Annotated in this window: 24 protein-coding genes; 11 read left to right on the plus strand and 13 right to left on the minus strand. The window is 73.2% G+C overall.

Annotated elements, in window-relative coordinates; translation table 11 throughout:
• Positions 1-22: 22 nt before the first annotated feature.
• The 4 genes from M8C11_RS27385 to M8C11_RS27400 form a co-directional block, all read right to left on the minus strand.
• Positions 23-1,147 carry a glycosyltransferase family 4 protein gene (locus tag M8C11_RS27385; protein ID WP_252454238.1) on the minus strand — a complete coding sequence of 375 codons (1,125 nt, stop codon included), beginning with the start codon at positions 1,145-1,147 and terminating at the stop codon, positions 23-25.
• The gene (locus tag M8C11_RS27390; RefSeq protein WP_120568768.1) at positions 1,144-2,403 is read right to left on the minus strand and encodes a M48 family metallopeptidase; all 1,260 of its coding nucleotides are present in this window, start codon (positions 2,401-2,403) and stop codon (positions 1,144-1,146) included. The genes M8C11_RS27385 and M8C11_RS27390 overlap by 4 nt, the downstream gene beginning before the upstream one ends.
• A gap of 264 nt (positions 2,404-2,667) precedes the next feature.
• Positions 2,668-2,901 carry a hypothetical protein gene (locus M8C11_RS27395; protein ID WP_121683511.1) on the minus strand — a complete coding sequence of 78 codons (234 nt, stop codon included), beginning with the start codon at positions 2,899-2,901 and terminating at the stop codon, positions 2,668-2,670.
• A gap of 205 nt (positions 2,902-3,106) precedes the next feature.
• A complete protein-coding gene (locus M8C11_RS27400; protein ID WP_252454240.1) occupies positions 3,107-4,504 on the minus strand; it encodes an NYN domain-containing protein in 1,398 nt (465 codons plus the stop codon).
• A 127-nt stretch (positions 4,505-4,631) separates the two neighbouring features.
• Here M8C11_RS27400 and M8C11_RS27405 point away from each other — a divergent pair, with 127 nt between their 5' ends.
• The 5 genes from M8C11_RS27405 (at position 4,632) to M8C11_RS27425 (ending at position 10,083) form a co-directional block, all read left to right on the plus strand.
• Positions 4,632-6,386, plus strand: coding sequence for a DEDD exonuclease domain-containing protein (locus M8C11_RS27405; RefSeq protein WP_252454241.1), 1,755 nt, complete (start codon positions 4,632-4,634; stop codon positions 6,384-6,386).
• 130 nt (positions 6,387-6,516) lie between these two features.
• Positions 6,517-8,304 carry a bifunctional (p)ppGpp synthetase/guanosine-3',5'-bis(diphosphate) 3'-pyrophosphohydrolase gene (locus tag M8C11_RS27410; RefSeq protein ID WP_252454243.1) on the plus strand — a complete coding sequence of 596 codons (1,788 nt, stop codon included), beginning with the start codon at positions 6,517-6,519 and terminating at the stop codon, positions 8,302-8,304.
• A 39-nt stretch (positions 8,305-8,343) separates the two neighbouring features.
• A complete protein-coding gene (locus tag M8C11_RS27415; protein ID WP_120568764.1) occupies positions 8,344-8,871 on the plus strand; it encodes an NUDIX hydrolase in 528 nt (175 codons plus the stop codon).
• Complete coding sequence (locus M8C11_RS27420; protein ID WP_252454245.1) at positions 8,868-9,743, plus strand: NTP transferase domain-containing protein; 876 nt, start codon at positions 8,868-8,870, stop codon at positions 9,741-9,743. Before M8C11_RS27415 ends, M8C11_RS27420 begins: the two co-directional genes overlap by 4 nt.
• A 52-nt stretch (positions 9,744-9,795) precedes the next feature.
• Positions 9,796-10,083 (plus strand): Lrp/AsnC family transcriptional regulator, encoded by a 288-nt coding sequence (locus tag M8C11_RS27425; protein ID WP_088999172.1) that lies wholly within the window; start codon positions 9,796-9,798, stop codon positions 10,081-10,083.
• Positions 10,084-10,144: 61 nt separating this feature from the next.
• Here M8C11_RS27425 and M8C11_RS27430 read toward each other — a convergent pair whose 3' ends face one another.
• The 5 genes from M8C11_RS27430 to M8C11_RS27450 all read right to left on the minus strand — a co-directional run bounded on the left by M8C11_RS27430 (position 10,145) and on the right by M8C11_RS27450 (position 15,313).
• Complete coding sequence (locus M8C11_RS27430) at positions 10,145-10,813, minus strand: DUF4142 domain-containing protein (protein WP_120568762.1); 669 nt, start codon at positions 10,811-10,813, stop codon at positions 10,145-10,147.
• 210 nt (positions 10,814-11,023) lie between these two features.
• Positions 11,024-12,655 (minus strand): cytochrome b N-terminal domain-containing protein, encoded by a 1,632-nt coding sequence (locus tag M8C11_RS27435; RefSeq protein WP_252454247.1) that lies wholly within the window; start codon positions 12,653-12,655, stop codon positions 11,024-11,026.
• Positions 12,652-13,740, minus strand: coding sequence for a ubiquinol-cytochrome c reductase iron-sulfur subunit (locus M8C11_RS27440; RefSeq protein WP_120568760.1), 1,089 nt, complete (start codon positions 13,738-13,740; stop codon positions 12,652-12,654). Before M8C11_RS27440 ends, M8C11_RS27435 begins: the two co-directional genes overlap by 4 nt.
• Positions 13,741-13,807: 67 nt before the next feature.
• Positions 13,808-14,641 carry a cytochrome c gene (locus M8C11_RS27445; RefSeq protein ID WP_252454249.1) on the minus strand — a complete coding sequence of 278 codons (834 nt, stop codon included), beginning with the start codon at positions 14,639-14,641 and terminating at the stop codon, positions 13,808-13,810.
• A 72-nt stretch (positions 14,642-14,713) separates the two neighbouring features.
• Positions 14,714-15,313: a heme-copper oxidase subunit III gene (locus M8C11_RS27450; RefSeq protein WP_120568759.1), complete on the minus strand. Its 600-nt coding sequence runs from the start codon at positions 15,311-15,313 to the stop codon at positions 14,714-14,716.
• Positions 15,314-15,421: 108 nt separating this feature from the next.
• Here M8C11_RS27450 and M8C11_RS27455 point away from each other — a divergent pair, with 108 nt between their 5' ends.
• The 4 genes from M8C11_RS27455 to M8C11_RS27470 all read left to right on the plus strand — a co-directional run bounded on the left by M8C11_RS27455 (position 15,422) and on the right by M8C11_RS27470 (position 18,351).
• Positions 15,422-16,375 (plus strand): cytochrome c oxidase assembly protein, encoded by a 954-nt coding sequence (locus M8C11_RS27455; RefSeq protein WP_091421037.1) that lies wholly within the window; start codon positions 15,422-15,424, stop codon positions 16,373-16,375.
• A gap of 104 nt (positions 16,376-16,479) precedes the next feature.
• Positions 16,480-16,878: a hypothetical protein gene (locus tag M8C11_RS27460; RefSeq protein WP_091421042.1), complete on the plus strand. Its 399-nt coding sequence runs from the start codon at positions 16,480-16,482 to the stop codon at positions 16,876-16,878.
• 80 nt (positions 16,879-16,958) lie between these two features.
• The gene (gene trpD / locus M8C11_RS27465; protein WP_252454250.1) at positions 16,959-18,005 is read left to right on the plus strand and encodes an anthranilate phosphoribosyltransferase; all 1,047 of its coding nucleotides are present in this window, start codon (positions 16,959-16,961) and stop codon (positions 18,003-18,005) included.
• Between the two features lie 139 nt (positions 18,006-18,144).
• Positions 18,145-18,351, plus strand: a complete 207-nt coding sequence (locus M8C11_RS27470; RefSeq protein WP_091421048.1) for a hypothetical protein — start codon at positions 18,145-18,147, stop codon at positions 18,349-18,351.
• A gap of 568 nt (positions 18,352-18,919) precedes the next feature.
• On the opposite strand, the gene M8C11_RS27475 is transcribed toward M8C11_RS27470, so the two are convergent.
• Positions 18,920-19,348 (minus strand): cytochrome c oxidase subunit 4, encoded by a 429-nt coding sequence (locus tag M8C11_RS27475; RefSeq protein WP_120568755.1) that lies wholly within the window; start codon positions 19,346-19,348, stop codon positions 18,920-18,922.
• 10 nt (positions 19,349-19,358) lie between these two features.
• The gene (gene coxB, locus M8C11_RS27480; protein ID WP_252454251.1) at positions 19,359-20,330 is read right to left on the minus strand and encodes a cytochrome c oxidase subunit II; all 972 of its coding nucleotides are present in this window, start codon (positions 20,328-20,330) and stop codon (positions 19,359-19,361) included.
• Between the two features lie 171 nt (positions 20,331-20,501).
• Between coxB and M8C11_RS27485 the strand changes: the two genes are divergently transcribed.
• Positions 20,502-21,653, plus strand: a complete 1,152-nt coding sequence (locus M8C11_RS27485; protein ID WP_252454252.1) for a cysteine desulfurase family protein — start codon at positions 20,502-20,504, stop codon at positions 21,651-21,653.
• Positions 21,650-21,874, plus strand: a complete 225-nt coding sequence (locus M8C11_RS27490; protein WP_121686073.1) for a sulfurtransferase TusA family protein — start codon at positions 21,650-21,652, stop codon at positions 21,872-21,874. The genes M8C11_RS27485 and M8C11_RS27490 overlap by 4 nt, the downstream gene beginning before the upstream one ends.
• Here the strand turns inward: M8C11_RS27490 and M8C11_RS27495 are convergent.
• Both M8C11_RS27495 and M8C11_RS27500 read right to left on the minus strand, forming a co-directional pair.
• Positions 21,871-22,413: an ATP-binding protein gene (locus M8C11_RS27495; protein WP_121686074.1), complete on the minus strand. Its 543-nt coding sequence runs from the start codon at positions 22,411-22,413 to the stop codon at positions 21,871-21,873. The two genes, M8C11_RS27490 and M8C11_RS27495, sit on opposite strands and share 4 nt — an antisense overlap.
• A complete protein-coding gene (locus tag M8C11_RS27500; protein WP_252454253.1) occupies positions 22,410-23,384 on the minus strand; it encodes a carbohydrate kinase family protein in 975 nt (324 codons plus the stop codon). The genes M8C11_RS27495 and M8C11_RS27500 overlap by 4 nt, the downstream gene beginning before the upstream one ends.
• Between the last annotated feature and the right edge of the window lie 179 nt (positions 23,385-23,563).

Consider the following 23,563-nt stretch of genomic DNA (forward strand, 5'->3'; position numbering starts at 1 on the left):
CCTTGGCCCGGCCGGCGCGCGGTCAGCCGGCCAGCAGGGCGGCCATCCGCTGCGCCTGCGTCTCCCAGCGCCACTCCCGCTCCACCCAGGCGCGGCCGGCGGCGCCGAACTGCCGGGCCAGGTCCCGGTCGGCGAGCAGCGTGGCCACCCGGTCGGCGAGCTGGGCCACGTCCCGGCCCCCGACCACGTACCCGGTCTCCCCCTCGCGGACCGCGTCCGGCGCGCCGCCGGAGTCACCGGCCACCACCGGCAGCCCGGTCGCGCTCGCCTCCAGGTAGACGATCCCGAGGCCCTCCACGTCCAGCCCGCGGTTGCGGGTGCGGCACGGCATCGCGTAGACGTCGCCGGCCGCGTAGTGGGCGGGCAGCTCGGCCGAGGGCACCGAGCCGGTGAAGACCACGTCGCGTTCCAGGCCGGCCTGTCGGGCCAGCTTCTCCAGCGTCGAGCGGTACGGGCCGCCGCCGACCACGAGCAGCGCGGCGTCGGGCACCCGGCGGCGGATCTCCGGCAGCGCGCGGATCAGCATGTCCTGGCCCTTGCGGGGCACCAGCCGCGACACGCACACCACCACCGGCCGGTCGGCCAGCCCGAGCCGCGACCGGACCCGCCCGCCGTCGACCTCCGGGTGGTAGGTGTCCACGTCCACGCCGGGCGCGAGCCGCCGCAGCTCGGTCGGCCCGTCCAGCACGCGGGCCAGCCGTGCCCGCGTGTACTCGCCGAGGTAGGTGGTCACGTCCACGCTCCGGCCGATCCGGCGCAGCGCCGACCGGGCGCCGGGGAGCGCCGCCCAGCCGACCTCGTGGCCGTGGGTCAGCGCCACCGCCCGGCGGATCCCGGCCCGTCGCCGCAGGCCCGCGGCGAGCAGCCCCAGCGGGGCCGCCGCGCCGAACCAGACGGTGTCGCAGTCGTACGCGCGCGCCAGCCGCGCCGCCCGCCGGGCGATCAGCGGGGTGGGCAGCAACACCCGGGTCCGCTCCCGGACCACCTCGAACGGCTGGTCGGCGTCGAACTTCTCCGCCCCGCGCCAGCTCGACGCGTACACCACCACCGAGCCGGGCTGCTGGCGCACCGCGAGGTTGTGCACGAACGACTGGATGCCGCCGGGGCGCGGCGGGAAGTCGTTGGTGATCAGCAAGGTACGGCTCATCGACCGGACTCCCTGGCGTAGGCGCGGGCGGCGGCCATCCGCTCCACGGTGGACGGGTGGGTCGCCGACCAGAGGCGCTCCCAGCGCGGCGGGTCGGGGTCGGCCAGGTTGACCCCGGCGAGCCGCCGCTGCATCGCCTCGAACGTCGCCGGGTCGCCGGTGAGCGCCAGCGCGTGGGCGTCGGCGCGGGCCTCGATCCGGCGCGAGACGAGCCCCTGCGCCGGGGTGGCGAGCAGGCCGGCGACCGTGACCAGCGCGATCAGCAGCGGGAACGCCCGGGGCTGGGCGATCGAGTCGACGCCCGCGAGCCGCAGCAGCGGCGTCCACGAGCCGATCAGGTAGAGCGCCACCACAGCGGCGGCGGCGCCGAGCGCGCCGAGCACCGTGCCGGTCCACACGTCCCGGTCCTTGGCGTGGCCCAGCTCGTGGGCGACCACGCTCGTCACCTCGGCCGGTTCCGCCTCGCGCAGCAGCGTGTCGTAGACGACCACCCGCCGCGTCGGGCCGAGCCCGGAGACGTACGCGTTCACCGCGCTGGTGCGCCGGGACGCGTCGGCGACGAGCACGTCGCGCACCGGTACGCCGTCCCGGGCGGCCATCGCGGTCAGCTCACTGCGCAGCGGGCCCGGCTCCATCGGGGTGAACCGGTTGAACACCGGCTCGACCAGCACCGGCAGCACGAACGACAGCACCACCACCAGGGCCGCCGCACCGGCCGCGCCGAACGCCCACCACCAGCGCGGGGCGAGCCGGACCACCGTGTAGAAGCCGAGCAGGACCAGCGCGCCGATCACCGCGCTGACCGCGTACGACTTGAGCAGGTCGACCGCCCAGCCGCCCCAGCTCTGGGTGCTCAGCCCGTAGCGGACCAGCACGGTGCGGCGCCAGGCCGCGAACGGCAGCGTGAGCAGGTCGGCGAGGAACATGACGGCCAGCCCGCCGAGCACGGCCTGCGCGATCCAGTGCCCGCCGAAGGGCCGGCCGACCAGTTCGACCAGGCGCCCGCCCAGCGGGGTCAGCCCGAGCAGCACCGCCACCACCAGCCCGACCGCCAGCGCCGACCAGGCCGCCGGGCGCAGCGCGCCGTGGAAGGCCCGGCCCCGGGTCACCTGCTCGGCCGGGAGATCCCGTAGCGCCGCGAGCTGGTCGGCGCGGGGCGCCGGCGGCCGGCTCCACGGCACCAGCAGCGCCACCGCCACGAGCAGCGCGACCACCAGGCCGGCCAGGGTCAGCAGCGCCCAGGCGCGCGGGGTCACCGGCTCACCCCGCCGTCGTGCCCCGTCCGCGTCATGCCGCTCCCTCCCGCCGTGACCGCCCATCCTATTGCCCGGCCGCCGATCGGACCGCCGTGCCCGGCGCGCGACCCGACAGCGTGGCCCGCACGGGCGCCGGTCCGGTCAACGGGGTGACGAGAAGCCGTGCGGAGCGGCGCGAGAGCCCGGCAAGCGGGCGATGGGCGGCTGACCCGGTCGGCGGTTGCCTTCAGCACCCTGGGCGGCGCCTGGCGGGCAGCGGGCGCGTCAGGCGATCCGGCGACGGGCGGGACGGCGGGGCGCCGGTGCCCGTGTCGGCGCGGGCACCGCGCCGGGCGCTGGTGGCAGCACCTCCACCTCGAATCCGGCCCGCGCGAACACCTCGATCGCCCGGTGCTCGGCCGGGCCGAGGTCGGCCGGGTCGGAGTCGAGCAGTGCGGTCACCAGGCAGCCGGAGCAGCCGGCGCCGCGGTTGCCGCAGGTGTCGCAGTCGATCAGCATCAACGCCTCCTGACGGGTCGCCGGTGGCGCTCGGGGAAGGAACCACCACCGTCGGTCACCAGAACGCTAACGCTCGGGTACGACAGAACCGGACAACGAGGCAGCACCCGCCGCGAACCCGAACCAGTACGCCGAAGTGGCGCGATCAGCACGCCCTCGACCCCGCCACTTCCCCGACCTGGAGTCGATCAAGTAAGGGCGAAGGTCAGGAACGCGCCAGGCGCCGCAGCAGCGAGTCGGCGCCCAGCGGGTACGCGCCGTGCCGGCGCACCCCGTCGGCCACCTCCCGGTCGGAGGAGACCACGACCACCGGCCGCCCGGCCGGCTCGGCGCGGACCAGCCGGCGGATCAGCTCGTCGGCGGTCTCGCCCTTGCGGGAGAACAGCACCCGCACGCCGCGCGGCGCCGGAGGCAGGCCGTGGATCCGCTCGGCGCCGTCGAAGACGACAGTGACCTCGTCCCCGGTCTGCGCGGCGATCCCGCCGAGGCCGGTGATCAGCCGCTTGCGCTGCTGCTCCAGCGACATCTCGCCGAAGCCGCGCTTGGTCACGTTGTAGCCGTCGACCACCAGGTGTGCCCGCGGCAGCGCGAGCAACTGGTCGAGGCGGGCCGGGTCGTCGGTGTCGCGGGCCCGCGTCGACGGGCCGGCCGGCGCGGCACCCGGCTGCTCGGCGAACGCGTCGGCGACGAAGTCGGCCGGGAGCTTGTCCACCGGGTCGAGCGCCAGCTCGCGGCGCAGCCCCACGGCGGCCTGGCCGATCGTCTCCAGCAGCAGCCACAGCCGCGCGTCGTCGACCGAGCGGGCCTCCTTGGCGCTGGCCCGGGCCACGCCGGCGGCGGCCTCCGCCTCGGCCAGCCGGGCCCGGGCGCGGCGCAGCTCGGCGTCCGCGTCGGCCGCGGCGCGGGCCGCCCGCCCTCGCTCGGTGGCGAGCATCTCGGTGGCCTTGCGCTCCCGGGCCTGGGTCTCCCGCAGGGTACGGGTCAGCTGGCGGGCCTCCTCGCGGAGCTGACCCAGCTCCTCCCGGACCCGGGCCAGCTCGTCGCGCAGCTTCTCCGCCTCGACGCGGGCCACCGCCCGGTCGTGCTCGGCGCGGGCGGCCCGCTGCTCGGCCTCGCGTACCAGTTCGGCCACGACCGCGCTGTCGGCCTCGGCGCGTACCGCCTCGCCGCTGGCCTCGATCAGGTCCCGCCAGCCGCGGGGCCGGGCCAGGTAGGCCAGGGCGGCCACCTCGACCGGGTCGGCGGCGGCCGGCGCGGTGCCCTCGACCACCGCCGCGCCGAGGTCACCGGCGTCGGCGAGCACCCGGGCCGTGATCCGCTGCCGGAACAGCGGGTCGGCGGTGAGCTGGGCGGCGATCGCGGGCGCGCCGAGACGGGCCCGGCGGTTCGGGGCGAACTTGGCGACCCGCCGCAGCGGCACCGGCACCTCGTCGGCGGGCAGGCCGGGCAGCACGGCGGCGGTCAGCGTGACGATCCGCTGCCGGACCGGCTCGGGCAGCACGGGCTCGGGCTCGACCGGTGGTGGCGCGTCCTCACCTGCGGGCACGCCGACCACCGGCTCCTCCACGGAGGAGCGGTCGTCGTACGGCTCGGTGAGGGGCATGAGGCAAGTCTCCCACCCCGAACGGGCCCACCGCCCGGTGAGTGAGCCGATCTCTCATCGTACCCCCGTGGTATCTCCTGGGGCGGCAGTGACAGGAGTGTCGGACCGTGCCGCTAGCGTCCCGCGGGTGACACGAGCGGAGTACGTCCAGGAGTCGCTGGCCGGCCTGGACCCGGCGGGCAGCGGTGTCGACCCGGCGCTGCCGCTCTACGCGACCACCTTCGTGGTGGTCGACCTGGAGACCACCGGCGGCGCTCCCGACGGCGGCGGGATCACCGAGATCGGCGCGGTGAAGGTCCGCGGCGGCGAGGAGCTGGGCGTGCTCGCCACGCTCGTCAACCCGGGCGTGCCGATCCCGCCGTTCATCACCGTGCTCACCGGCATCACCCAGGCCATGCTGCTGCCCGCCCCGCCGATCGAGCAGGTGCTGCCCAGCTTCCTGGAGTTCATCACCGACGCCGTGCTCGTCGCCCACAACGCGCCGTACGACGTGGGTTTCCTCAAGGCCGCCTGCGCGAAGCACGGCTACCGCTGGCCCAACCCCCGGGTGCTGGACACGGCCGCGCTGGCCCGGCGGGTGCTCACCCGCGACGAGGTGCCCAACCGCAAGCTGGGCACGCTCGCCGCCTACTTCCGCACCGCGACCCAGCCCACCCACCGGGCGCTGGACGACGCGAAGGCCACCGTCGACGTGCTGCACGGGCTGATCGGCCGTCTCGGCGGGCACCGGGTCGGCACGGTCGGCGAGGCGATCGAGTTCGCCCGCGCGGTCACGCCCACCCAGCGCCGCAAGCGGCACCTCGCCGACGGGCTGCCCAAGGTGCCGGGCGTCTACATCTTCCGGGCCGCCGACGACCGGCCGCTCTACGTCGGCACGTCCGGCGACATCGCCACCCGGGTCCGCAGCTACTTCACCGCCGCGGAGAAGCGGGCCCGGATCTCCGAGATGCTCGCCGCCGCCGAGCGCGTCGAGGCGGTCGAGTGCGCGCACTCGCTGGAGGCGGAGGTCCGCGAGCTGCGGCTGATCGCGGCGCACGCGCCGCCGTACAACCGCCGGTCGAAGTATCCGGAGCGCCAGGTGTGGCTGAAGCTCACCGACGAGGCGTACCCCCGGTTGTCGATCGTGCGTGCCCTCGCGCCCACCGACACGGCCTACCTGGGGCCGTTCCGGTCCCGGCAGGCGGCGGAGCTGGCCGCCGCCGGTTTCCACGACGCCGTGCCGCTGCGTCAGTGCACGCACCGGCTCTCCCGGCGCACCACCATGCCGGCCTGCGCGCTGGCCGAGCTGGGCCGCTGCCCGGCGCCCTGCGAGCACAAGATCACCCCCGAGGAGTACGACGACCGCGCGGCGACGCCGTTCCGCACCGCCACCAGCGACGACCCCGCGGTGGTGGTGGACGCGCTGCTCGCCCGCATCGAGGTGCTGTCGGCCGCCGAGCGGTACGAGGAGGCGGCCGTTGTCCGCGGCCGGCTCGTCGCGGTGCTGCGCGCGGCGGTCCGGATGCAGCGGCTGGCCGCGCTGACCGGCATCGCCGAGCTGGCCGCCGCCCGTCCGGCCGCCCGGGGCGGCTGGGAGCTGGCGCTGATCCGGCACGGCCGGCTCGCCGGGGCCGGGGTGTCCCCGCCGGGTGTCCACCCGCGACCCACGATCGCCGCGATCCGGGCCACCGCCGAGACGGTGCTGCCCGGGCACGGTCCGGTGCCGGCCGCGACCGCCGAGGAGACCGAGCGGATCCTGTCCTGGTTGGAACGACCGGAGACCCGGCTGGTCGAGTCGACCGACGGCTGGGCCTCGCCGGTGGCCGGCGCGGGGCGTTTCCGCGACCTGCTGACGAAGGCGGAGAACGGCGGATCCGCCAAACTCTCGACCGAACGCTCATGACCAACTGACCGATCGGACTACCTCGACTCCCTTAGTCTGTTAAAGGAGTGCAGACCTGCCCGATTCGCGGGCTCTGCTCCCGGTCGCCGGTTCCCGGTGGCCGAGGGCCGGGGTGAGGGAGGTGTCCCAGGTGGACGTCGACGCCGGACACGGCGCCGCCCTGGGTGGCGCGCTTCCCGCCCAGGGCGAGTTACCGCTCACCCGCCGCCTGCGTTCCCTGCTCACCTGGCCGACGGCCGACGGCGACCCGGTCACCGCACTGGTCCGGGCCCACCGCGGCATCCACGCGAGCGCCGACGCCTCGGTCCTGCGCCGGGCCTACACGATCGCCGAGAACATGCACCGCGGCCAGTTCCGCAAGAGCGGCGAGCCGTACATCACCCACCCGCTGGCGGTGGCGCAGATCTGCGCCGACCTCGGCATGGACACCATCACGCTGGTCGCCGCGCTGCTGCACGACACGGTGGAGGACACCCGCTACACGCTCCAGGCCCTCCAGGAGGACTTCGGCCGTGAGGTCGCCCACCTGGTCGACGGCGTGACCAAGTTCGACAAGGCGTTCTACGGCAAGGCCGCCGAGGCGGAGACCGTCCGCAAGATGATCGTGGCGGCCGGCAAGGACGTCCGGGTGCTGGTGATCAAGCTGGCCGACCGGCTGCACAACATGCGTACGCTCGGCGTCCGCTCGGCCGCCTCCCGGGAGCGGATCGCCCGCAAGACCCAGGAGGTGCTGGTCCCGCTCTGCGACCGGCTGGGCATCCAGACGCTCAAACGCGAGCTGGACGACGTGGTGCTGCTGCACCTGCGGCCGGAGGAGCACGCGCGGATCGCCCGGTTCGTGCACGACCGGCCCGGCTGGGACGCCTACCTCGCCGACGTGGTCGCCCGCACCCGGGTGGCGCTGCGCCGCAACCGGGTCGACGCAGACGTCTCCCCCCGCCCCCGGCACCTCTACTCGATCTGGAAGGACACCGTCGCCGGCGACCACGCCGCCCCGTACGACCTGCCCCGCATCGCGATCGTGGTGGACGGTCCGGCGACCGACTGCTACGCCGCGCTGGGCGCCGTGCACGGGCTCTGGCGGCCGGTGCCGGGCCGGTTCAAGGACTTCATCGCCTCCCCGAAGAACAACCTCTACCGGTCCCTGCACACGAGCGTCTGCGGCCCGCAGGACCGCACCGTCGAGGTGCTGATCCGCACCGCCGAGATGCACCGCTCCGCGGAGTACGGCGTGGCCGCCCACTACCGCTTCCCCCGGGCCGCGGGCCGGGCCGTCGACCGGGCGGACGAGCTGGCCTGGCTGCGCCGGGTGCTCGACTGGGAGCAGGAGACGGTCGACCCGACCCAGTTCATGGAGTCGCTGCGCTGCGACCTGTCCGAGGCGCAGATCCAGGTGGTCGCCGACGGGCGGCAGGTGGTGCTGCCGGCCGGGGCGACCCCGGTCGACCTCGCGTACGAGCTGGGCACCGAGCGCGGCGACCACTGCCTGGCCGCCCGGATCAACGGCCGGCTCGCGCCGCTCTCCTCCGAACTGGAGGAGGGCGACGTGGTGGAGATCTTCACCGAGAACGACGCGGAGAGCGGCTTCGAGGCGGACGTGGCCCCGCGCGGCCCGCGCCGGGAGTGGCTGGGCTTCGTGAAGTCCCCGCACGCCCAGATGCAGATCAACCGCTGGTTCGCGGAGCACACCGAGCCGGGTATCTCGATCGCCGACAAGGTCCGGCTCGGCCGGGCCTCGATCGGCCTGGCGTTGCGCAAGCACAACCGGGGCCTGGCCAGCGACCTGCCGCTGCTGCGGCTGTCCGAGGAACTGGGCTACCCCGACCTGGAGACGCTGCTGGTGGCGGTCTTCGACCGCACGGTCGAGCCGGACACCGTGGTCCAGCAGCTGATCGATCTGGTCGACCACAGGCAGTAGACGGAGCCGGTCCGCGCCGGGACCACTAGCCTGGACGGCATGATCCCCCGCGCGCGTGCCACCGGACGGGCCCTCGGCTACAAGTTCTTCTACCGGCTGCCGGTCCCGCTGCGGCGGCGACTGGTCCGGCTGGCCGTACCGAAGTACATCGTCGGCGCGGTCACGCTGGTCCGGGACGCGGAGGCCACCGGCGCGGGCCGGATCCTGCTGCTGCGCCAGCCGCCGGGCTACAGCTGGACGCTGCCGGCCGGGCTGCTGCAACGCGGCGAGGCCCCGGTGGTGGGCGCGGCCCGTGAGCTGTACGAGGAGTCCGGCGTCCGCCTGTCCCCCGACGTGCTGCGCCCGGCGGTGCCGAACGCGGTGGTGCACGCCAAGGGCTGGGTCGACGTGGTCTTCGAGGCGGAGGTGCCGGCGTCGACCACCGAGCTGAAGGTGGACGGCGCCGAGGTCATCGAGGCCGCCTTCCATCCGCTCGACGACCTGCCCCGGCTCAGCCGCGCCACCGCCAACCTGCTCGGGTACTACGGCATCGGCCCGCGCGCCGGCGAGCACCGACCCGCCGCGTGAGCGCCCCGTACGCGGGCACCCCGGCCGCGGGGGCCGAGGTGTGCGCGGTCGTGCTGGCCGCGGGCGAGGGCACCCGGCTGCGCCCGCTCACCGAGCGGGTGCCGAAGGCGCTCTGCCCGGTCGGGAACGTCCCGCTGCTGGACCGGGCGCTGGCCCGGCTGGCCGGGCTCGGCCTGACCGGCCCGGAGCGGGTCGCGGTGAACGCCTGCTACCTGGGCGACCAGGTGGTCGCGCGGGTGGGCGGACGGGCCCACCTGTCGGTCGAGCCGGACGCTCCGCTGGGCACCGCCGGGGGCGTGGGCCGGCTGCGGGACTGGATCGACGGCCGGGGCGTGCTCGTGGGCAACGCCGACGCGTACCTGGCCGACCCGCAGGCCCCGCCCGGCCCGGACATCGCCGCGCTGCTGGACGGGTGGGACGGGCACGGCGTACGCCTGCTCGGCCGGCCCGCCGACGACCCGGACGCCCCCGGCACCTTCGACGGCCACGAGTTCGTGGGTTTCTCGCTGCTGCCCTGGCGGCTGGTCCGCGACCTGCCCGCCACGTTCGGCGACCTGGTCCGGGCGGTGTGGCGGCCCGCGGAGGCCGCCGGGGCGCTCAGCGTCGTGCCCTACCGGGGCACGTTCTACGACACCGGCACGCCGGCCGACTACCTGGCCGCCAACCTGCACGCGGCCGGACCGGACGGGCTGGTGGACCCGGCCGCGACGGTGGACGGCCGGGTCACCGGCTCGGTGGTCGGCGCCGGCGCACGGGTGCACGGCGACGTCGACCGGTCCGTGGTGTGGCCGGGCGCGACAGTCGCGGCCGGGGAACGCCTGCGTGAGGTGATCCGGGCCGGGGACGACCTGACCGTCCCGGCGGCGCGGTGAGGGGCGCGGGCTCTAGCATGGGCTTCGTCGCCGACGAACGGAGAACCGTCCCGTGATCACCGCGATCGTGCTGATCGACTGCGCCACCGACTCCATCCCCGAGGTGGCCGAGAACCTGGCCAACCTGCCCGGCGTCAGCGAGGTCTACTCGGTGGCCGGGCACGTCGACCTGATCGCCATGGTCCGGGTCCGGGAGTTCGAGCAGATCGCCCAGGTCATCGCCGGCAGCATCTCGAAGGTGCCGGGCGTGCTCAACACCGAGTCGCACATCGCGTTCCGCGCCTACTCGCAGCACGACCTGGAGGAGGCGTTCGCGATCGGCCTGGCGAACGCCGACTGACACGAGCCGGTGACCGGCCCACCCTGGCGGGCGGACCGGCCACCGTCGACCGTGCGGTACGTCAGCTCTGGCTGGGCACCGGGGTCTCCGTGGTGCCCGGAGCGGGCTCCTCGGTCTCGGTGCCGCCCGGAGCCGGCGACTCGGTGCCACCCGGGGACGTGGTGCCGCCCGGGCTGGGCGTGCCGCTGGCGCTGGTCTGCGGAACCGGGACACCCAGCGTCTGGGCCAGGGCCACCAGCGCGTCGTAGTGCGCCTGGAGGACCGGCAGCGCGTCCTGCGCGATCTGCACCACCGACTGCTCCGAGCCCTGCGAGATCTCGGTCTGGGTGGCCTGGATCGCCTGGACGTGACCGGCGAGCTGCGCGGTCACCCACGCCTTGTCGAACTCGGCGCCGCTGAGGTTGTTCAGCTTGTCCAGGACCTTCTGCTGGTCGGCGGTCGGGTCGGCCGGCAACTGCACGTTGAGCTGCTGCGCGGTCGACTGCACCGTCTGGTCCAGCTGGGTGTGGTCCGTCACGAACATCTTGCCCAGGTCCTTGACCTGCTGGTTCTGCCCCTTCTGCTGGGCCAGGTTACCGGCGGTGATCTCGAACAGGTTGACCTGGTGCACCGCCTGCAGGTACTGCGTGTCCTGCGTCGACGGCTGCGCCGCAGCCTGCGACGCGGCGGCGGGCGCCAGCCCCACGACCACCAGCGCGGCCAGCAGGCCCAGGCGTTTGATTCCCAACATTCGTTCCTCCCCCATGAGACGTCGGACCGCACGGATACCCGGCTGACCGGGGTTATTCCTGCGATTCCACCCGTCCGTGTCGGGGGCGACGGCCGTCCGCGCACCGGCCGCCCGGCGCAGGTGGGAGACAACCGGACGGCAGGGGCGGAAACGGCAGCGGCGCCCGCCGGACGATCCGGCGGGCGCCACTGTCAGTCGTACCGGGGAGGGTCAGCGACGGCTCTCGCCGCTGCCGATCTCCTCCCGCTCCGGCCGGGCCTCGACCGGCGGGTGCCCCGGCGAGACCGGCGCCTCGGCCGGCTTCTCGATCGGGTAGAAGAAGCCCCGGATCGCCGGGCCGAGGGCACCGAGCCGGTTCATCTTCTTCGGCACCACCCAGCCGACGTAGTCCAGCGCCGGCGGGTGACCGTCGTGGCCCTCGGCAAAGGTGAGCGGCTGGTGGACCTCGACGAACCGGCCGTCGGGCAGCCGCTTGATGATGCCGGTCTCCACGCCGTGGGCCAGCACCTCCCGGTCGTGCTGCTGCAGACCCAGGCAGATCCGGTACGTGATGTAGTACGCGATCGGCGGGAGGATCAGCAGGCCGATCCGGCCGCCCCAGGTCATCGCGTTCAGGCTGATGTGGAACTTGTCCGCGATGACGTCGTTGGCGCCGGAGAGGGTCAGCACGACGTAGAAGGCGAGCGCCATGGCGCCCACGGCGGTCCGGGCCGGAACGTCCCGGGGCCGCTGGAGCAGGTTGTGGTGCTTGTAGTCCTTGAGGCGGCGCGCCTCCAGGAACGGGTACATCGTCGACAGGCCGACCAGGATTCCGGGCAGCACCACGGTCGGCCAGAACAACGGTGGGATGACGTACCCGTTGCCGATCGGGATGTGGATCTCCCAGCCCGGCATGAGCCGGGTCGAGCCGTCGAGGAACATGACGTACCAGTCGGGCTGGCTGGCCGCCGAGACCACCCACGCCTCGTACGGGCCGAACAGCCAGATCGGGTTGATCTGGAACAGGCCACCCATCAGCGCGATCACGCCGAAGACGACCATGAAGAAGCCGCCCTGCTTGAGCGCGTAGCGCGGGAACATCCGCTCGCCGACCACGTTCTCGTTGGTCCGGCCGGGGCCGGGCCACTGGGTGTGCTTCTGCTTGAACACCAGGCCGAGGTGCACGCTGATCAGCGCCACCAGCAGGCCCGGGACGAGCAGCACGTGGGCGATGAAGAAGCGGCTGATGATGATGGTGCCGGGGAACTCCCCGCCGAAGATCGACGAGCTGACCCAGGAACCGATCACCGGGATCGACAGGATGATCGCGGAGGCGATCCGCAGACCGGTGCCGGACAGGCCGTCGTCCGGCAGCGAGTAGCCGGTGAAGCCGGCCAGGAAGCCGACCCAGAACAGCAGCGAGCCGATGATCCAGTTGGTCTCACGCGGCTTGCGGAACGCGCCGGTGAAGAAGACCCGCAGCATGTGGACCACGATCGCGGCCATGAACAGCAGGGCCGACCAGTGGTGCATCTGCCGCATGATCAGACCACCACGGACATCGAACGAGATGTCCAGGCTGGAGGCGTAGGCGGCCGACATCGGGGTGCCCCGCAGCGGCGCGTAGCTGCCGTTGTAGATGACCTCGGTCATCGCCGGCTCGAAGAAGAACGTCAGGAAGACGCCGGTGAGCAGCAGGACGATGAACGAGAACAGCGCGATCTCGCCGAGCAGGAACGACCAGTGGTCGGGGAAGACCTTGTTCAGCAGCTTGCGCAGGGGCGTGGCCACCTGGAAGCGGTCGTCCACCGCCCGCGCGCTCTTGGCCGGCAGCGCGGCCGCATCAAACTTTCGGCGCTTCATGGCCGCTCCCAGAAGTCGGGACCGATGGTCTCGGTGTAGTCGGACTTCGCCACGAAGAAGCCCTCCTCGTCCACCTCGATCGGCAGCTGCGGCAGCGGCCGGTTCGCCGGGCCGAAGATCGGCTTGGCGTTGTCGGTGATGAGGAACTGCGACTGGTGGCAGGGGCAGAGCAGGCGGTTGGTCTGCTGCTCGTAGAGGCTGGCCGGGCAGCCGGCGTGCGTGCAGATCTTGGAGAACGCGACGTAGTTGCCCCACATGTAGTCGCCGTGGCCCTTGCGCTCGTTCGCGGCGCGCGACTTCTGCGCGTCGTCCTCCCGCAGGTGGATGAGCAGGGTGGGCGAGTCGGCGTGCAGGTTGCTGACGCCGCCGTCGATGCCCGGGAACACGGTGAGCTGGCCGCCGACGCTGACGTCGGCCGGGCGGATCGGGCGGCCGTCCTCACGGATGAGCCGGATCTTCTTGCCGCCCTCGGCCGGCTGGAAGCCGGTGGTGAACATCTGGTTGTTCTTGTGCGGCTGCTCGATCAGGCCACCGATCAGCGGGGCCGCGGCCACCGCGCCCACCGGCGCGAGGCCGGCGAGCAGCGAGATGCCGAGCAGCGGCCGACGGCGTACGCCCATCTCGTCGGCCAGGTAGAGCATGGTCTCGCCGGTGATCTTGCGACCCTCCGGGTCCTCGGCCTGGTCGTGCCGGTCCTGGATCGAGACCTCCTTGGGCAGCAGCTTCTTGCCCCAGGTCAGGATGCCGAAGCCGATGCCCAGCAGCGCCAGGCCCAGCGTCACGCCGAGCAGCGGCGTGTAGAGCTTGTCGCCACCGGTGCCCGGCTCCCACTGCCACGGCCACCAGATGTAGACCACCAGGAAGGCGGTCGCGAAGACGCCGGTCAGCAGGAACATCAGGGCGACCGTACGGGTCAGCCGGCGCTCGGCCTTGCTGCCCGGGACCACCTGCGGCTCGTAGTGGACGATCTCGATGTCGTCCCGACGCGCACCCTCCTGGACGATGTCGAACCGGGAGAGCCGGGGGTCGTTCACGTCGAGCGGCTCCGGGCCCTGCTGGGCCTGGTGCTCGGTGTGGGTGCTCATGCCGTCACCTCGCTACGGGTGACGCCGGGGGTCGGCGCCACAGCACTGGAAGCATTGATCCGTCCGGTCACGACTTGCCCGCGATCCACAGGCTCGCGAAGACCAGCGCGACGATGCCGACCAGGAAGATCGCGAGACCCTCGGTCGACGGGCCGTAGCGGCCCAGGTTGAAGCCGCCCGGGTCGCCGTCGTGCTTCAGCGTCTCCTGGATGTAGGCGATGATGTCCGCCTTCTCCTCGGGCGTGATCTGGTTGTCGCCGAACACCGGCATGTTCTGCGGGCCGCTCAGCATCGCGGCGTAGATCTGCCGGTCGCTGGCCGGCGCCAGGCTCGGCGCGTACTTGCCGGAGGACAGCGCGCCGCCGCCGCCGCTGAAGGCGTGGCACTGCGAGCAGTTGATCCGGAACAGCTCACCACCGGTGGACAGGTTGGCGCCCTCACGCAGGTTCCCGTTGGGCACCTCCGGGCCGCCGCCGAGCTCCTGGATGTACTGCCCGAGCTGGCGCACCTGCTCGTCGGTGAACTGCGGCGGCTTGCGCATGGCCTGGGCCTCCTGCCGGGCCATCGGCATGCGACCGCTGCTGACCTGGAACTCGACCGAGGCCGCTCCGACGCCGATCAGGCTCGGACCACGGCCCTCGACGCCCTGGGCGTTGCGACCGTGACAGGTCACACAGCTCACGTCGAACAGCGCCTTGCCCTCGTTGCCTGCGGCGGTCAACGGAGGGTTGTCCTGCGCCTGCACGCCGGGGGCGAAGACGGTGTAGGCACCGCCGGCCAGCATCAGCGCGGCGAACAGCCGGACCGCGGCGCCCAGCCGGCGGCGGCCCCTGCTGCGCACTACGGGCCGCCCGCGCAGCCGCGCGAGCAGACCGCGTCGGCGGTCGTTGTCAGAAGTCATGACCTGTGTCCTTAACCGGTTGGACCTTGTCTCAGGGGACGGAGCAGCGGCGCGGTTCGTGACGCGCCAAGATCACTGGAGCCAGTAGATCATGGCGTAGAGCGCGATCCACACGACGTCCACGAAGTGCCAGTAGTAGGACACGACGATCGCCGAGGTCGCCTGGGCGGGGGTGAACCGGCCCATCGTGGTACGGATCATGAAGATCACGAAGGCGATGAGACCGCCGGTCACGTGCAGACCGTGGAAGCCGGTGGTGAGGTAGAACATCGACCCGTAACCGTCTTCGTTGATCTTCACGCCCTCGTGCACCAGGGTCCGGTACTCGTTCAGCTGACCGAGCACGAAGATCAGACCCATCACGAAGGTGATCGTGAACCACCGGCGCAGAGCGTGGACGTCGCCGCGCTCGGCCGCGAACACGCCGATCTGGCAGGTGATCGAGGAGAGCACCAGGATCACCGTGAACGTGGTCGCGTACGGGATGTTCAGCACCTCGGTGTGCTTCTCCCACTGCTCCGGCGCAGCCGCGCGGATGGAGAAGTACATCGCGAACAGCGCCGCGAAGAACATGAGTTCGCTGGAGAGCCACACGATCGTCCCGACGCTGACCATGTTGGGTCGGGTCAGGGAGTGGATCCGGCTCTTGTCAATGGCTGGGGCCGCAGTCACGCGGTCATTATTGCCCCTGACCGGGACCGACGATCAGCGGGGTGCCAAACCGAGCCCTTCCGTGGCCCGATAGTGGAGGTCCGCTTCGCCTGACCTACCCTGAAAAGCGTGCTGCACGTCGATCAGATCCGCGCCGTCACCTCGGCTGTTCCGGCGACGCTGGCGGCGGGAGGCGAAGGCGCCCCGCCGCCGTTCACCGTGGCCCGGGTCCTCACCGAGACCCGGCTGGACAGCTGGCTCACGCTGGGCATCGTCCTGGCCGCCGGCCTCTACCTCTACGGGGTGCACCGGCTGCGGCTGCGCGGCGACCGCTGGCCGGTCATCCGTACCGTGTCGTTCCTCGGCCCCGGCCTTGGCGGAATCGCCCTGGTCACGCTCACCGGGCTCGGCGCGTACGACACCGCCCTGCTCTCGGTGCACATGGTGCAGCACATGGTGCTGTCGATGATCGCGCCGATCTTCCTGGCGCTCGGCGCGCCGGTGACGCTGGCGCTGCGCACGCTGCCGGTACGCCCGCGCAAGCGGCTGCTCGCGATCGTGCACAGCAAGGTGATCCGGATCTACAGCTTCCCGCTTGTGGCGTTCGCCATCTTCGTGGTGAACCCGTTCGCGCTGTACTTCACCGACCTCTACGAGTTCACGCTGCGCCACGAGTGGGCGCACGAGCTGGTCCACGCGCACTTCATCGCCACCGGCTGCGTTTTTTTCTGGCCGCTGCTCGGCCTGGACCCGCTGCCCGGCCGCTGGCCGTACCCGGGACGCGCGCTGCTCATGCTGCTCTCGGTGCCGTTCCACACCGTCCTCGGCCTGACCATCATGCAGAGCACCACGCTGTTCGGCGGCGACTGGTACCCGTCGCTGAACCTGTCCTGGTCCGACCCCTGGAACGACCAGGTGGTGGCCGGCGGCATCCTGTGGGCCGGCGGCGAGTTCGTCAGCGTCACCATGCTCGCCGTCCTGGTCGTCCAGTGGGTCAAACAGTCCGAGCGCGAGGCCCGCCGGCTCGACCGCGAGCTGGACCGCCAGGAGGCCCGCGAGCGCGCCGCGGAGGCGAGCGCCTGAGGCCCGTTCCGGGGTACGCCCCGAGCACGCCCGGGCGGGGCGACAGGCCGGATGTGACGCCCGCTACGATCAGCGGGCAGCTACGAGGTGGGAGCCACGTCACGATGAGCGATCGTCTTTGCACCGTCCTGCTCTACAGCGACGACCCGAAGGTCCGCGACCGCATGCGGCTCGCCGTGGGCACCCGGCCGGCGCCCGGCATCGAGATCGAGTTCGTCGAGGCCGACGAGTACAACGCCTGCATCCGGCTGGTCGACGACTACGAGATCGACCTGATGCTGCTCGACGGCGAGGCGAGCCCCGGCGGCGGCATCGGCATCGCCCGCCAGATCAAGGACGACCGGGACGACGCGCCCCCGACCTGCGTGGTGCTCGCCCGCGCCGCCGACCGCTGGCTGGCCGCGTACGCCGAGGTCGACGCCACGCTGACCCACCCGCTCGACCCGGTGGTCGCCGGCAGCACCGTGGCGGAGCTGCTGCGCCGCACCCACGCCGCGGCCTGATCCCCCGGCCTTCGCGCGTCACGGCGACGCGGCCGTGGCGCGCCCCAACCGCTTTCCTCACGCCGCTCGGGAGGCCCGCCATGGGCGAACGGACCTGGCCGCTTCTGCTCAACGCGCTGCTGCGCGGCGAGGAGCTCTCCACCGCCGACACCGCGTGGGCGATGGGCGAGATCATGGCCGGCTCGGCCACCCCGGCGCAGATCGCCGGGTTCGCCGTGGCGCTGCGCACCAAGGGTGAGACCCCCGCCGAGCTGGGCGGCCTCGTCGAGGCCATGCTGACCCGCGCGGTGCCGGTGCACCTGCCCGAGGACGTACGCACGACCGCGCTGGACGTGGTCGGCACCGGCGGCGACCTCGCCCACACGGTGAACATCTCCACCATGGCGGCGCTGGTGGTCGCCGGGGCCGGGGTCCGCGTGGTCAAGCACGGCAACCGGGCCGCCTCCTCCTCCTGCGGCACCGCCGACGTGCTGGAGCAGCTCGGCGTACCCCTCGATCTGGCACCCGAGCAGGTGGCCCGCTGCGTCACCGAGGCCGGTATCGGCTTCTGCTTCGCCGCCCGCTTCCACCCCGGCATGCGCCACACCGGCCCGGTCCGGCGCGAGATCGGCGTACCCACCGCGTTCAACTTCCTCGGCCCGCTGACCAACCCGGCGCGGCCCCGCGCGGGCGCGGTGGGCTGCTTCGACAAGCGGATGGCCCCGGTGATGGCCGCCGTCTTCGCGGCCCGGGGCGACTCCGCGATCGTGGTACGCGGCGAGGACGGCCTGGACGAGTTCAGCACCGGCGCGCCCACCCGGGTCTGGGTGGCGCAGCAGGGCACCGTCACGGAGTCCGTGCTGGACGCGACGGAGCTCGGCGTACCCCGGGCCACCCTGGCCGACCTGCGCGGCGGGGATGCGGTCTACAACGCCGAGGTGGTCCGCCGGCTGCTCGCCGGTGAGACCGGCCCGGCGCGGGACGCGGTACTGGTCAACGCCGCTGTGGCGCTGGCCACCCAGGGCCCGCTCGACGGCGACCTGTACGAGGTGCTGCGGGCCAACCTGGACCGGGCCGCCGAGGCGGTCGACTCGGGCGCCGCCGCGGCCGCGCTGGAGCGCTGGCTCGAGGTGGCGCGCGCCGCCTGACGGCGGCCTGGCGCGGGTCGTTGTCGTACCCGCGTGCCAAACTACACGGGAGTTATTTTCCGTTTTCGGTCTATCCGTCTTCGGTCCACCGGCCGGCGCCTCCCGCCTCGGCCGGCGCCCGGAGCGAGAGGAGCCACCCGTGTCTGACCGCGAGCTGCACTGTGACACCTGCGAGGGCGTCGTGCTGTTCGAGGCGCCGCCGTGCGGCGACGGGCACGGCGCCGACTGCCCGGAGCTGATCTGCACCGGTTGCGGCGCTGCCGTGGTGATCGCCACGTTCGCCTTCCGCGAGACCCGCCTGTCCGGCCGCCGCGCCCGCCGCCCTTCTCACCCCCAGGCCGCCTGACCGCCGCTCCCTTCCGCGCCGCGGCCCTTGTGCACCCTTCCCGCACACCGCGCCGCGACTGTCCGCGACTCTTACGCCTCCGCGCCGCGCGCGCCCGCCACCCTTCCGTCCCCGCGACGCCCGACAGCCCAGCCGTCCGCCGGTCGTGACCAAGGAGTTGGTGTCCCACGCGGTCGTCCAGGCGGACACAAACTCCTTGATCACCGCCCGGTGACCGGCAGGTGGTGGTGCTCCCCCGGATCAATGAGGCAGGGCGGGCGCCGGGAGCGCATCGGGCGCTGGGCTTGGGCGTGAGTGTCGGCGGTGGCCCCGTGACAACACCCGCGTCTCGGGAGCGGACTGCGGTTCCGCCCACCGGGCCAAGCCGCGTCGAGCGGTGATCATGAGGTTGGCGGGGACAAAAGGGACCGCCGACACCGCTAACTTCATGATCGACGGGGCAAGCCCCGGGGCGAGGCGGAAGCCGGAGCGAGCGCGGGCGGGCGGGAGGGCGGGAGGGCGCGGGCGGGGGAACGCCGCAGGCCCGCCACCCCCGGGAGGGGGTAGCGGGCCTGCGGGGTGCTTCGGGTCAGTGCTCGGCGGTACGGCGGGTGCCCGAGTAGTACTCGAACAGCAGCCCGCAGGTGGCGAACACGACCGCCACCAGGCCCAGCCCCAGCAGCCAGAACTGCCAGAACACCAGGCCGAGACCGGCGATCGCGGCGGCCAGCGCCAGACCGAACGGCCAGTAGCTGCCCGGGCTGAAGAAGCCGACCTCACCGGCGCCGTCGGCGATCTCGCCGTCCGGCCGGTCCTCGGGACGCAGGTCGATACGGCGGGAGACGAACCAGAAGAAGCCGCCGCACATCGCGCAGAGCAGGAAGGACAGCAGCAGCGCCACAGTGCCGATCCACTCGATGCGACCGTCGCTGTCGGCGTACGTCCAGGCGCCGTAGAGGATCGTCGCGCCGAGGAGGAACGTGGCGATGGTCAGGAAGATCTTCCACTCGGTCTTCATGCCGGACCCCTCAGCTTCCCGCGCCGGCCGTCGCGTCGGACGGGTTGAAGTTGTTCACGTCGCGCCGGGTGTCGAACGGCTTGGTCTCGGTGGCGTACTCCGGCTCGCCGATCTCGCCGAGCGCCTCCTGGGTCGACTTGCCGGCCTTCTTGGCCGCCAGGAACTGGTCGTACTTCTCCGGCGAGACGACCCGCAGCTCGAAGTTCATGAAGGCGTGGTAGCTGCCGCACAGCTCGGCGCAGCGGCCGACGAACGCGCCCTCCTGGTCGATGCTGGAGACCTCGAACGTGTTGCGGACGTTGCCCGGCATGACGTCCCGCTTGAACAGCAGCTCCGGCACCCAGAACGAGTGGATGACGTCGCGGCTGGTCTCCTCGAAGCGGATCGAGCGGCCGCTGGGCAGCACCAGCACCGGGATGACCTCGCTGGTGCCGAGCACCGAGGCGACGGTGTTGGCGTCGCGGCCCTGGCCGTCGCGGTAGTTGAACTGCCAGTTCCACTTGAACGCCACGACCTCGACGGTGACGTCCGGGTTCTTCGACTCCTTCACCACGTCGGTCTGCACGACCGCCGTGTAGTAGAAGAGCACGGAGACCACGAGGATCGGCGCGATGGTGTAGAGGAACTCCATCGGCAGGTTGTAGCGGGTCTGCACCGGCAGCTCGTTGCCGCGCTTGCGGTAGCGGACCACGCACCAGAAGATCAGGCCCCACACGAACACACCGACGGCGAGCGCCGCGATGCAGGACGCGATCCACAGGTCGTACATGCGGTGCGACTCGGGCGTGATGCCGCCCTGCGGCCAGCCGAACCCGCCGAACGCCTTACCGACGTCACAGCCGGTGAGCGAGACCAGCAGCGCCGCCGCGCCGAGACCGAGCCCGGCGATTCGACCAGCACCACGCCGCCGGCGTCCACCGGCCCCCGGGGAAGCGCTGTGCCGTACGGCCGAGCGCCGTACCTCCGAACTCCTTGCGACCACCTGGTCCTGCCTCCCTAGCGCGCCGCGGCGGTTGTTCTCCTTGACACCGACGGCAAAGGCGTCACCGACGGTCGCAGATTACTCGACCATGACCGGCCAGGCCGTCTTGGGGTCGCTGTCCACCCCCATCGGGGGGATCTTGGGCGTAACCGGGCGATAGCGTGGAGCGTCATGAGCGTCTCCCCGGTCTACCTCGACGCCGCCAGCGCGGCGCCGCTGCATCCGGTCGCGCGGCAGGCGATGCTGGCCGCCCTGGACGACGGCTGGGCCGACCCGGCCCGGCTGTACGCGCCGGCCCGCCGGGCCCGCCAGCTCCTCGACGCCGCGCGGGAGGCCGCCGCGCAGACGCTCGGCGTCCGCGCCGACGAGCTGTCCTTCACCCCCAGCGGTACGACGGCAGCGCACGCCGCCGTGCTCGGTGGCCTGGCCGGGCGGCGGCGGGCCGGGGCGACGCTGGTGCACTCGGCGATCGAGCACTCGGCGGTGCTGCACGCCGCGCAGCGGCACACGGCCGGCGGCGGCGCGGCGGTGTCCGTACCCGTGGACCGGCGGGGCCGGCTGGACCTGGACGCCTGGGCGGCGGCGGTGGCCGCGCCCGGCGTGGCCCTCGCGGCGCTGATCGGGGCCAGTCACGAGGTGGGCACGGTGCAGCCGGTGCCCGCGGCGGCGGAGCTGTGCGCCGAGGCGGGTGTGCCGCTGTACGTGGACGCGGCGCAGCTGGCCGGCCGGGCGCCGCTGCCGTCGGGCTGGTCGGTGCTGACCGCCAGCGCGCACAAGTGGGGCGGGCCGCCCGGCGTCGGGCTGCTCGTGGTGCGCAAGGGCACCCGCTGGGAGTCGCCGTACCCGGCCGACGAGCGGGAGTCGGGGCGTACCCCCGGGGTGGTGAACCTGCCGGCGGTGGTCGCGGCGGCGGCGAGCCTGCGCGCGGCGGCGGCCGACGCGGCGGCGGAGGCGGCCCGGCTGGGTCCGCTGGTGGACCGGATCCGGGCGCGGGTGGCGGCCGAGGTGCCGGACGTGGAGGTGGTCGGCGACCCGGTGGACCGGTTGCCGCACCTGGTGACGTTCTCCTGCCTGTACGTCGACGGCGAGGCGCTGCTGCACGCGCTGGACCGGCGCGGGTTCGCGGTGTCCTCCGGCTCGTCGTGCACGTCGTCGACGTTGCGTCCGTCACACGTGCTGGAGGCGATGGGGGTGCTGTCGCACGGCAACGTGCGGGTGTCGCTGCACCGGGAGACCACCGAGGCGGACGTGGAGCGGTTCCTGGCCGAACTGCCCGGGATCGTGGCGGACCTGCGGGCCGAGGCGGGGGTGACGGACCTGTGAGCGAGCCGGACGAGGTGCTGGACTGCCGGGGGCAGCGCTGCCCGCTACCAGTGATCAATCTCGCCCGGCTGGTGCCCGGCCTGCCGGCCGGTGCGGTGGTGCGGGTGCTGGCCGACGACCCGGCCGCGGCGGTGGACATCCCGGCCTGGTGCCGGATGCGTGGCCACGAGTTCCTGGCCGAGCGCCCGGGGCCCGCCTACGACGTCCGGGTGAGCGGCTAGCGCAGGTAGGCGAGGATGCCGGGCAGCGGGTCGGCCGCCACGGCGGTGTCGACCACCAGGCGCGGGCCGATCAGCGGCTCGTACTCGGCCCGGCGGCGCAGCGTCTGCTCCCAGGTGCCGTGCTCCTCGGGCGGGCGGGCCTCGACCCGGCGGCGGTGCTCCGCCTCGTCGCCGCAGTGCACCTCGATCACCCGCAGCGGCACGCCGGCCCGTTCGGCCACGTCGTGCCAGAGGCCCCGGGCGCTGGCGACCGGGTTCACCGCGTCGACGACCACGCTGAGCCCGAGGCCGAGCTGCACCTCGGCCAGCCCGGCGACCGCGCCGTAGGCGGCCATGCCGGGTACGTCGCCGGTGAGGCCGTAGCGGTGCAGGGCCCGCTCGACCGGGTCGACCGGCAGCACCGGGGCGCGCAGGGCGGTGCCGACGCGGGCGGCGAGCGTGGTCTTGCCCACGCCCGGCAGCCCGGCGAACGCGACGAGCACCGGACCGCCGGAGCCGGGGCGGACCTCCGGGTCCACCCCGCCGGCCGGGGCGGTCACAGCAGGTGCGGCCGGACGTCCTCGGCGGCCGCGTCACCGTACGACTCGGCGAGTCGCTTCACGAACAGGTCGCGGCGGACCTCGTACTCCTGGCCGCCGAAGTTCTCCAGCACGAGCGTGGCCAGCAGGCAGCCGACCTGGGCCGCCCGCTCCAGGCCGACGCCCCAGCCGAGCGCGGCGAAGAAACCGGCCCGGAAGCCGTCGCCGACGCCGGTCGGGTCGACCGCCTGGATCTCCCGCGCGATCAGCACCCGGATCGTGCCGATCTCCCGGCCGACGATCTCCACGCCCTGCTTGCCCAGCGTGGTGACCCGCACCTTGACCCGGTCGAGCAGCTGCTCGTCGGTGAGGCCGGCCTTGCTCTGCAGCAGCGACTTCTCGTACTCGTTGGTCATCAGGTAGTCGGCGCCGTCGACCAGGCCGAGCACGTCCTCGCCCTCCATCCGGGCGAGCTGCTGCGACGGGTCGGCGACGAAGGAGTAGCCGCGGTCCCGGCACTCCCCGGAGTGCCTGATCATCGCGGCCGGGTCGTTGGCGCTGACCAGCACCAGGTCCAGCCCGCCGAGGCGCTGCGCCACCGGGGCCAGCTCGATGTTGCGGGCCTCGCTCATCGCCCCGGCGTAGAACGAGGCGATCTGGCACATGTCGGTGTCGGTGGTGCAGACGAAGCGTGCCGTGTGGGCGACCTCGCTGACGTGCACCGAGTCGCAGTCGACGCCGTGGCGCTCCAGCCAGGAGCGGTAGTCGGCGAAGTCGGCGCCGACCGCGCCGAGCAGCACCGGGCGCAGCCCGAGCTGGGCCATGCCGAAGGCGATGTTCGCCGCGGTGCCGCCGCGCCGGAGCACCAGTTCGTCGACGAGGAAGGACAGCGAGACCTTGTCGAGCTGGTCGGCGATGAGCTGGTCCGCGAAGCGGCCGGGGAAACTCATCAGGTGGTCGGTCGCGATCGAGCCGGTCACGGCGATCTTCATGTCAACCCTCGGGGTCGGGAGCACGGCGCGGTCAGCCTACCGGCCCCCGGACCGGCCGGACGGCGGTCGGTCGCCAACCGGTCGATCGGCGCACATCCGGGCGTCACACCCCGGGGGTACGACGAAGCGGCGGGCCGCCCCCCCCCGGGCGACCCCCCCCCTACCGTCGGTCCGGCGCC

The organism is Micromonospora sp. CPM1, from assembly GCF_023896895.1.
GTDB lineage: Bacteria > Actinomycetota > Actinomycetes > Mycobacteriales > Micromonosporaceae > Micromonospora > Micromonospora tulbaghiae.